At 34.7% G+C, this 2,563-nt stretch carries 3 protein-coding genes; all 3 read right to left on the bottom strand.

Going from position 1 to position 2,563, the window contains the following annotated elements; all coding sequences use genetic code 11:
• Positions 1 to 497: 497 nt before the first annotated feature.
• Complete coding sequence (locus UC15_RS25535; RefSeq protein ID WP_157961040.1) at positions 498 to 1,226, bottom strand: PAAR domain-containing protein; 729 nt, start codon at positions 1,224 to 1,226, stop codon at positions 498 to 500.
• A 38-nt stretch (positions 1,227 to 1,264) separates the two neighbouring features.
• Positions 1,265 to 1,681 carry a DUF1240 domain-containing protein gene (locus UC15_RS25530; protein ID WP_112292026.1) on the bottom strand — a complete coding sequence of 139 codons (417 nt, stop codon included), beginning with the start codon at positions 1,679 to 1,681 and terminating at the stop codon, positions 1,265 to 1,267.
• A gap of 1 nt (position 1,682) precedes the next feature.
• Positions 1,683 to 2,563, bottom strand: an 881-nt coding sequence (locus tag UC15_RS25525; RefSeq protein WP_112292025.1) for a PAAR domain-containing protein, incomplete at its 5' end; no start/stop codon positions are given.

Raw genomic sequence — 2,563 nt, 5'->3', positions numbered from 1 at the left:
GCCATTGTGATAATCCTTTAAAAAGAGACAATCATCATTAAGTGATTGAATAGAAATCAACAGACAATATTTTATTATAAACAATAACTTTTATTAAGTGCATATTTAGTTGCCATCCCTGGTGTCCAACCTGATGGAGTTCCCTTACACTCTATATACCCTCTGTTTTCTAGGCTTTTTTTATACATCATAGAAAATGAAGTCATTCCTATTAAAGTTGCTAATAAAAAAAATAATGAAATTCTTATAAGTATTGCGCCAGTTTTCGTAGAAATGCTTTTCCCTTTAGTGAATACAGGGATTAACATCAATGCATACGGCATGAAAAAAAGAGGGAAGCAAAGGGCGAAGATAGACCACATTGAATAAATGACAACAGAATTATATTTTTGATATGAGGATAGCAAATAAAACCCAGCATAATAGACAGAGAAAGATAATCCAGAAGAAAAGTAAAAAACCCAAAAAAGAAAAGAAGCGTTGTTTCGTATTATATATCATCGATAAATCCTCGGTGTTATGTCGGTAATTGAATTTCTCAAATACTTCATGACTTCGGATTCGATGACTTCTACACCTTTTTCCAGCATTTTATCTGCGAACATGGCACCTAAATCCCACAAGCCTTGTTCCATATCCTTGCACTTACTTCTAGCTGTTTCAACAAACTCTTGCTGAGCAGCTGTAAGGTATGCCACCACTTTATCAGTCACACCAAACTCGCTATCCAATATGTTTAAGATAATTGCTATTCCTAGCCCGCCTAACACTACAACTCCTAAGGGCACTGCAACGACAGGAACAAATGCAACCAATACCTCACCAATGCCCCACATAATTGTTGTATTAATTGCTAACTTCGCAACGTCAGTAGCTAAATTACCTATGAACATTGCCAGGGTTGTCTGATCATTTAAAATAAAATCTACAGTGCGATATACCGTTACAAATATAAATGTAATGGTGGCGCCTTCTATCATTGCACCTCTTAATCCATATTTTCCTATGCCTGCTTTAAGTATTTGTGGGTTACGAAGGGAAAATACAGGGGCATTTAATATCTTACGAATCCCCGCATAGCCTGATATTTTAATCAGTTCAGTGCCTTTTTCATTTACGAATTTTGTTGCAGTGATGCCAAGGCTACCTAACTTCGCTATTACGACTGATGTATTGACTATGTCTCTAACATTTAATCCGTAGTTTACAATAATTGAGAAAGACAACGGGCTTTATATATTTCAAATAATATTCGGCATTTAATTTACTTTCTACATAAGTCGCCACTAAACGCATACTTTGTAGCTGTCCCAGGCATCCAGCCTGATGGAATACCTGGACATGAAATGTATCCTTTATTCTTTAATACAGAGACATACCCAAGTGATAAAGATATGGATAAAAATAATGAAAAAACACAAAGGTATTTGAAAAATGGCATTAATTTTTCCATCTTCTTTATCGCTATTTTTTCTTCATATATGCATTCTAAAATAAACCAATAAATTGGGAATGTGAAAATAAGAGGAATGCAAACCAAGCTTGTGGACATCCAGGAAAAAGTGATGACATGATTAAAATCAAGATAGTTATCCATTTCAATAACCCAAAAACAAACCGATAACAAAAATATACTTGATAAAAAAAATAATGATAAAATACTTCTTGTTTTTCTTTTCATATCAATATTCCCTGTAATATATTTCTTCAAGAGTATTTCTTAAGTATTTTTTAATTTCCAATTCTATCACTGCTTTGCCTTTTATAAGCATATCATCGGCAAACATAGCTCCTAAATCCCAAATGCCCTTTCCCATTCCTCGTGCTTTCTCAACAAATTCTTGTTGAGCATGTTCGATGTATTTAACAGTATGGTCCGTTATCCCAAATTTACTATCGAGTTGATTTAAGCCCCATGCGGCTAAAAATCCAACACCTACAACAATTGCCAAATTTAGAACTATAAATGGAGTTACAACAACAGCTCCTGCTATAAATGAAACGGTAGATACAATGCCTATTTTAATTACATCAGTTGCAAGAGAACCTATGAATGTAGAAAGGGTAGTTTCTTCATTTAAAATATAATCAAGAGTTCTGTATGCTGCAGCAACATAAAAAGTAACTCTGGCACCTTCTATAATCGATTTTGTAACTCCAAATCTTCCGATCCCTAAGTCTACAATTTTAGGATTCTTGACGGCAAAAACAGGGGCATTCAAAATCTTCCTGACACCGGGATAGCCACTTATTTTAATCAATTCAGTACCCTTAGAATTAGTAAAATTTGTTGCTTTAATACCAAAGCTACCCAGTTTAGAAATAATCATTGAAGTAGTGACCACGTCCTTCACATTTGTACCATAGTTGATTATGAATGACCCCGGTGCAGATTGCGTGATCGTAATCCATCCATCCTTAAATGTTCCCCATGAGCTAAGTACTTCAATACATTCCTCAGGTGTTAGCAGAGCAATATCTTGATTATTCGATTGTAACAATGCTCGAAGTTTCATGTCCGGAAAATTGTTCGTATTAATCAATGCAGTCGCAGGATAATCAG

Origin of the sequence: Rahnella sp. AN3-3W3 (assembly GCF_003263545.1) — a bacterium.
Lineage (GTDB): Bacteria > Pseudomonadota > Gammaproteobacteria > Enterobacterales > Enterobacteriaceae > Rahnella > Rahnella variigena.
Note: the sequence above shows the minus strand (reverse complement) of the source record. Positions and strands in the feature narration are given on the sequence as shown.

What these genes read in the sequence shown, in the direction of transcription:
- UC15_RS25530 (WP_112292026.1), bottom strand. Translation starts at nt 1,681, where the DNA reads ATGAAAAGAAAAACAAGAAGTATTTTATCATTATTTTTTTTATCAAGT.